The organism is Microcoleus sp. S36b_A4, assembly GCF_036700645.1.
Taxonomy (GTDB): Bacteria; Cyanobacteriota; Cyanobacteriia; order Cyanobacteriales; family Microcoleaceae; genus Microcoleus.
The window spans coordinates 68,379-75,647 of sequence record NZ_JAUBPI010000028.1; the positions used below are offsets into that span (position 1 = coordinate 68,379).

The window sequence follows — 7,269 nt, forward strand, 5'->3', positions numbered from 1 at the left end:
AGTAGCGTCGCAAGGAGTCGGAACAATGCCAAGTGCAGTACCACTAATTTTTCTCGAAGGGCGGCTACCCGATGAGAACGCGGATAGTTTGGATAGTGGCACGGTGCCGCAGCCTACGCCGTCGTCGGGGACGGAGCCGATGATGACGGGGACGGAGCCGATGATGACGGGGACGGAGCCGATGATGACGGGGACGGAGCCGATGATGACGGGAACGGAGCCGATGATGACGGGGACGGAGCCGATGATGATGGGGACGGGCCCGGACATTTCAATCACCCCGGTGCCGCGGCCACCTCTGACAGTTCCCACGCCTCCCCCAGAGCCACTTTTTGTCGATGGCTTAGTTGTCGCAAATGAGGGCAGTAACTATTTAATCGGCAGTTTGTTCAATGACACGATTGCCGGGGGTGCCGGCGACGACACACTTTTGAGTCGAGACGGGGACGATCTACTCAGGGGCGAAGACGGTAACGATTCTCTCAACGGTGGCGCTGGTAAAGATATCGTTGAGGGCGGGCGCGGTAATGACACGGCGCGGGGCGGCAAAGGCGATGACTTGGTTTCTGGCGACGAGGGCGGTGACGTAGCTTTTGGCGACCAGGGCAACGATATTGTCTTGGGTGCTGAAGGCAACGACTCGCTGTACGGCGGTAAAGGCAATGACTGTCTGCGCGGTGGTGGGGAGGACGACCTGATTTTTGGCGACAAGGGCAGTGACACTGTTTTTGGCGACACGGGTAACGACTGCCTGATCGGCGGCGCTGGCAATGATATTTTGTTGGGCCAGGAGGGCGGGGATGTCATCACCGGCGGTGTTGGTAATGATACTGGTGACGGCGGCGAGGGTGATGACCTGATCTTCGGGGGCGACGGCAATGATTCTTTGTCTGGGGGGCCTGGGGATGATATTCTTTCGGGCGATCGCGGATCGGATACTCTGACAGGAGGCGACGGATCGGATATCTTTGTTCTCGGTAGGGTGGGTACGTCGCCTGGTAGCAACGGGTTTCTCACTACTGGCGGCCGCGAAATCGGCGATGCTGATGTAATTAGAGATTTTAATGCGGGAGATTCGATCGGTCTGGCTGGAGGTCTGAACTTTACAGAGTTAGAAATTTTCCAGGGCCAAGGCTCGAATTCTAGCAACACGATTATTAGGGACAGGCGAACTGGGGAATTTTTGGCGGTGTTGATTGATGTTCGATCGACCTCGCTAGATGAATCTCGATTCACTACAGCTCAAATACCGCGCGTAAACGACAATCCCTTCACCATTGAGGGGACAACAACTAGCCCCACAACGGGGACAACAACGAATCCCACAACGGGGACAACAACTAACCCCACAACGGGGACAACAACTAACCCCACAACGGGGACAACAACTAACCCCACAACGGGTACAACAACTAACCCCACAACGGGGACAACAACTAACCCCACAACGGGGACAACAACTAACCCCACAACGGGGACAACACCAGCGACCACAACTCCAACACCAGCGACCACAACTCCAACACCAGCGACCACAACTCCAACACCAGCAGGCACAACAACGAACCCCACAACGGGTACAACAACTAACCCCATAACAGGCACAACAACTAACCCCATAACAGGCACAACAACTAACCCCACAACGGATCCATTGCCGGTACAGGTTCCGGGTACGAGTCCGAGTCCGAGTCCGAGTCCGACTGCGGGCGGGACAACTCCGAGTCCGAGTCCTTCCATCGTCCCGACTCCCACTGCGGCGCCCCCAACTCCTCCGCCTTTGGGCGGGGGGCCGACTCCGCCGAGTTTTACATCTCCGACTCCTAACCAGCCGCCGATCGTGGAAGCTGGCAAGACGGTGACTGGTTTGCAGAATTTGCCTCTGTCTCTGAGCATTTCGGCGCCCAGCGACCCCGAGGGCCAGCCGCTGTCGATCGCGGTAGTCGGACTTCCAAATCCTACTTTTGGTCAGGTAATTACGGGTACGAGCCCCCTCACCGTGAACCAAAAGTTAACCGTTCAGGATTTACTTGGGCTGAAATTCCAACCGGGAACAAACGTGATCGGGCAAGCCGGTTCTTTCAGCTACAGCGTAGCTGACGACCAAGGCGGCACGGCAGCAGCGTCAGTGGCGATTAACATCAATTCTTTCGATACCTCCGTAACTGTTCCCACTATCCTGTCGCCGATTGCTGTCGATGACGGCATCGTATTTACCAATACGAATAATTTGCTGCCCACTTTCATCGACGTACTGGCGAACGATTCCAGTCCGCAAAAAGGGACACTCAGCATTATCAATGTCAGCACACCACAACTGGGGGTAGCTGTAAATCTTGTCTCTCAAGTGCAATTCATCCCCGGCAACGTAGCGGGTACAACTGCTTTCACCTACAGCGTCAGCGACGGATTCGGGACAGTTCCGGGCGTAGGTACTGTCACCGTTCAAATCTTGCCTGCTGATAGCGGGCCTAACAATTTAGTTGGGGGTTCTTTGCCGGACAATTTGGACGGTTTGGCGGGCAGCGATACTATTGACGGTCAAGGCGGCAACGATACGATTAACGGCGGTGTGGATAACGACGTACTCGTAGGGGGCCTCGGCGCAGATACCATGACAGGGGGTGGCGGCAACAATCAATTCCGCTATACCAGCCCTGCACAAGGTGGGCCGGCTTTTGATGCGTCTTCTTCGGCGGCGATCGAGGCTGCGATCGCGGCGGGCGGATATGATGTGATTACTGATTTTAGCGGTCTCGGTGTGCCGATCGCCGATCAGTTTAATTTTGCCCCCGGATTTGCCAATCTCAGCGGTAACACCCAAGTTCTGCTGAACGTGCAGACAACGGTTTCTGCAAATATTCTGGGAGGAAGTGCTTTCTTGTTTGCCTACGATTCCGGGGGCAATACTTACATCATTTATGACGGCAATGGCAATAACGTCACCGGCAGTGATTCTCGCATTTTGGCGAAGTTAAATGGTGTAACTGGGGTTTCTGCTCTTTCGGAATTTGACTTGACGTTTATCTAGGAAGATAAGAGGTTTGAAACCACAAATTAACGCAGATTAACGCCGATTTCTTTGGCAGTTTATCTGCGTTAATTTTTGTTCATCTGCGGTGAAAAATTAAATCCGATTATCTTCAGAAAAAAGTCCCAACAAAGGGCCTAGAATAGCGCCGAAAACAAAGCCGCCAGCGTGGGCCCAGTAGGCAACTCCCCCGGATTCCATGCCGACACTTGCCGGGGCATTCAAGGAAGCCAGGCCGCTCAATGCTTGCTGTGCAAACCAAAATCCTAGAAAGAAGAAAGCGGGGACTCTGACAGTGGTAATAAAGATTCCTAATGGCAGCAGTGTGAGAACTTTGGCTTGGGGATATCTGAGAATGTAAGCTCCCATCACGCCTGCGATCGCGCCGCTAGCACCTAGGGACGGAATGGCAGATGCGGAGGAAAAAAACCACTGAGTTAGTGATGCTAAAACGCCGCAAGTAAGGTAAAATATTATAAATTTGACGTGTCCTAAACGGTCTTCTACGTTGTTGCCAAAAATCCACAAAAATAACATATTTCCGGCAATGTGAAGAAAGCCTGCGTGCAGGAATTGGGAGCTAATTAGTGTCGTCCATTCGGGAAATGGCGAAACGGGCAGAGCAACCCGACACATATTGCTTAACTGGCAAGGAACTACGGCCCAAGAGTAGAAAAATTCGGTTAATTGTCGATCGGCCAAACTGAGTTCGTACAAAAATACTAATATGTTTGCCGCAATCAGCCCGTAGGTGACGTAGGGAGTGATAGTAATGGGATTTTCATCGCGTAAGGGAACCACAGCCTTTTTTTCCTCATCAAAATATTGGCAACACAGTAGCGCATTTATAGCCCAGGTGTCTCCTGTCTAAAGGAAGAGGGGACAAGCCAATCGATTTTAGATTTTAGATTTTGGATTTAAGAATTTAAGAATTTAAGAATTTAAGAATTTAAGAATTTAAGAAGGCGACCTCACGGATGTATCCGAGGGCTGGTTAATCGATTTTAGATTTTAGATTTTAGATTTTAGATTTTCGGTCTTAGAATTGAAGAATTGAAGAAAGCGACCTCACGGATGTATCCGGGGGCTGCTTATCGGATACTATATTTTTTATTTATGCACGGATGAATCCGGGGGCTTGTACCGCCCTTGGATGTCGCAAGCTTCCTTCAAACCCGCCGTCTCCCGCTGAAACAAAAATAAAACCTATTGAATAAAACCCTCCACTTTGCAGTTAGTTGAATATCTGCTTTTTAGTGTTGGGTTTTATTTTACCGCAAACGCTATATTCTAGGATGGCAGAGCAAGTTTGTAGTTGCGATATAGGTGCGAGTTTTCACCTTTCAACAAAACTACAAACTTATTGATCCTCTTGCTGATTACATTTTTACAGCGGGGCTAGTTGAAGGTTTAGGCGACTTAATTTCCTGGGAAACTGCACGGGCGCGGAAGAGTTTAGCAATGACTTGTTCACACTTAGACAAATCCGATTCTATCTCTGTCAAAATGGTCGTTGATACCGGATCTGTGAACTTTACCCGCAGGTTGTTGATATCGACAACACCGGTTTGCAAATCACCGAGAGTGCTCCGCAGCAAGAACGTTTCATCGGTTCCTTGCATAGAAGCTTTTAACTTAGCGTACTTGTCAGCAATTTGGGCAGGAATTGAGGGTTTTTCACCGAAATCGTTGAGGCGTTTTTCGAGAGCGATGATGTGGTGCTGTTTGTTTTGAATCATTTCTTTCAAGAGCGATCGCAAATCGCTGTCTTGGGTTTTTTCCGCATAATGTTCAAAGGCTTCGCAAGCATAGCGTTCCCCTGCGAGGGCGGTATTCAAACCTTTAACAATGTCGCCTTGTGTAGAACCTCCCCAACCATTAGCTAATTTCCACCATTCTGCATTTGTGTCAGTTTCTTCTGGCAAACCGACTTCTTTTCCGCCGTAACCGAGCCGAGCCATAATTGCGGTGGTAAATATTGCTAAATCTCCCGGTTGGCGGGAAGTGATCAAGTTGCCGTCAACTACTAAAGCTTCGTTAATGTAGTTGGCTCCGGCATTAATCATGTCTGTTTTAATTGCCAAGAAACCAGTCGCCTTTTTGCCTTTGAGCAAGTCGGCTTCAATCAAAACTTGCGGGCCGTGGCAAACCGCAGCGACGAGTTTTCCTTGCTCAAATGCTTCTCGTACAAACCTTACTGTGTTGGGATTAGTCCGCATTGTATCCGGAGCCATACCGCCGGGAATTATCACTGCATCGAATTCTGCAGGCACTGCTTCTGTGGTAGTTCCGTCAGCTTGCTGGGCAACTTTTCCTTGTTTCCCTGCATACTTTTCGTTTGTCCGCGAACCGAGGACAACTACATCAAAATTTGCTTGTTTTAAGGCGTTGTAAGGAACTAGAAATTCGGAATCTTCAACTCCATTTTCAATGAGTATGGCAACTCGTTTGGTGTTGGTGCCGTTATTCGTTGTCATAATCAACTTTCCTCAGACTATCTTCTCATCTAACGCTAAGTTATTAAGCGAGTTTTTAGCATCTTGCTAAAGTGATAAATTAGTTGGTTTTAAAAGATGTCAGCGTGAGCCTTGAGAGGTATTTTACAGTAATTGTCTCAATGCACATAAGAGGCGCCGTTAATATCGATCGTAGTCCCGGTAGCGTGCGTAGCCAAACCGGATGCTAAAAACGCGATAACATTAGCAACATCTTGAGGAGGAGCGATTTTGCCGATCGGGATATCGCGAATAATATCAGCTTCACCGAACTCTTGAATAAACTGATTAGACATTTCTGTACTGACAAATCCCGGTGCAACTGTAAAAGCCAAAATATTATCAGCCGCAAACCCTCTAGCAATGCTGCGAGTTAAAGCAACAATAGCACCTTTAGAAGCGGCGTAGTGCAGATAATTCGGGTCATCGCCGCGAAAAGCAGCGCGACTTGCTATATTAATAATTGTACCGACTCGGCGAGTTTGAAAATGCAGAATAGATTCCCGGCACAAATCGGCAACGGCAACTAAATTAACTTGTAGAGTTTGCTGCCAAGCTGACGACCAAATATCGAACTCGTCCTCGATACCCGCTGACTGCATAATCCCCGCATTATTAACTAAAATATCAATATGACCCCGCCATTTTAAAGCATCTCGCCACAAAGTCGAGGCCGCGTTTTCCACCCTCAAATCTGCTGCCAATAAATAACAGCGATCGCGCCCAACACTTGCTGCGATCGCTTCAGCTTCTTTCTGACTGCGAAAGTAATGCAAAATCACCTCGGCCCCAGCATTAACCAGAGTCCGTACCGTCACTGCACCAATCCCTTTCGAGCCACCAGTTACTAAAATTATCTTTCCTGTTAAATCAATCATTTCTCTATCTCTTTTCTCTTTCTCGGTGGCCTCTGCGGTTAATACAAAAAATAAATCCCTTCCACATACGAAATAGAATTGCTATATAGCAATTCTTGCAGGAATCGTAAACTTTTTACCTCACCCTAACCCTCCCCTTATCAAGGGGAGGGAGTAAGAAATTCACAAATCATTTAGGATTGCTATATGATACAGCACATTCCATCTAATGTGTATGCCATTTCCTCATGCTGATGGATATCTGCCATACACCGGTCCAAAAATTTCCAAATCCTTTCCCCTGTTGGTTTCGGAAATATAGCCACCGCTTACAGCACTATAGCTTCTTTGTCCTTAAACTCGATAGCTAAAGTGAATTGGGGAGCAGAGGTCGAATTAAATCCATAATTCGGTCAGAATTAAAATTATTGATATAATCGGTTAGTGCCTTGGACAAACCTGCTTTAGATTCTGGAATCTGTACAATTAATTCGTTCATAACTTCGGTATCGAGATAGTAAGCGGCTTGATACATTTGTTCTAACCACTCAGGGGACATCACGGATATATCTTCTACAGACACAGTTTCAGTTAATAGTTTTTGTGGAGTTTTTTCTAGGACTTCGTAGATATATTGTAATCCCAAATATTTAGCGAGTTTATCAAAAAGTTCTCTCTGCTGAAATGGCTTGCTGATAAAGTCGTTACAGCCAGCCATAAGAACTTTCTCTCGATCTTCTTCAAAAACACTGGCAGTTAAAGCAATAATGACAGTTTCTTGGCTCTGAGGGTGTTCTCTAATATATTTAGTAGGTGCGATTCGTTTAGTCGAAAGGAGTAATAATACTCAGGGATGGCTAGTATGGCTTCCAAAGTCATAACAACT

5 protein-coding genes are annotated in these 7,269 nt (G+C 48.1%); 1 reads left to right on the plus strand and 4 read right to left on the minus strand.

The features are described from left to right. The first annotated feature begins 25 nt into the window (after positions 1-25). Complete coding sequence (locus QUA03_RS11635) at positions 26-3,031, plus strand: Ig-like domain-containing protein (RefSeq protein WP_333212188.1); 3,006 nt, start codon at positions 26-28, stop codon at positions 3,029-3,031. Positions 3,032-3,127: 96 nt separating this feature from the next. On the opposite strand, the gene QUA03_RS11640 is transcribed toward QUA03_RS11635, so the two are convergent. From QUA03_RS11640 to QUA03_RS11655, 4 genes are all read right to left on the minus strand, one after another. Next, positions 3,128-3,832: a rhomboid family intramembrane serine protease gene (locus QUA03_RS11640; RefSeq protein WP_333212190.1), complete on the minus strand. Its 705-nt coding sequence runs from the start codon at positions 3,830-3,832 to the stop codon at positions 3,128-3,130. Between the two features lie 578 nt (positions 3,833-4,410). Then, positions 4,411-5,508 carry a DJ-1/PfpI/YhbO family deglycase/protease gene (locus tag QUA03_RS11645; RefSeq protein WP_333212192.1) on the minus strand — a complete coding sequence of 366 codons (1,098 nt, stop codon included), beginning with the start codon at positions 5,506-5,508 and terminating at the stop codon, positions 4,411-4,413. Between the two features lie 137 nt (positions 5,509-5,645). Continuing rightward, the gene (locus tag QUA03_RS11650) at positions 5,646-6,404 is read right to left on the minus strand and encodes an SDR family oxidoreductase (protein WP_333212194.1); all 759 of its coding nucleotides are present in this window, start codon (positions 6,402-6,404) and stop codon (positions 5,646-5,648) included. A gap of 346 nt (positions 6,405-6,750) precedes the next feature. Further along, positions 6,751-7,203 (minus strand): response regulator, encoded by a 453-nt coding sequence (locus QUA03_RS11655; protein WP_333212202.1) that lies wholly within the window; start codon positions 7,201-7,203, stop codon positions 6,751-6,753. Positions 7,204-7,269: the final 66 nt, after the last annotated feature.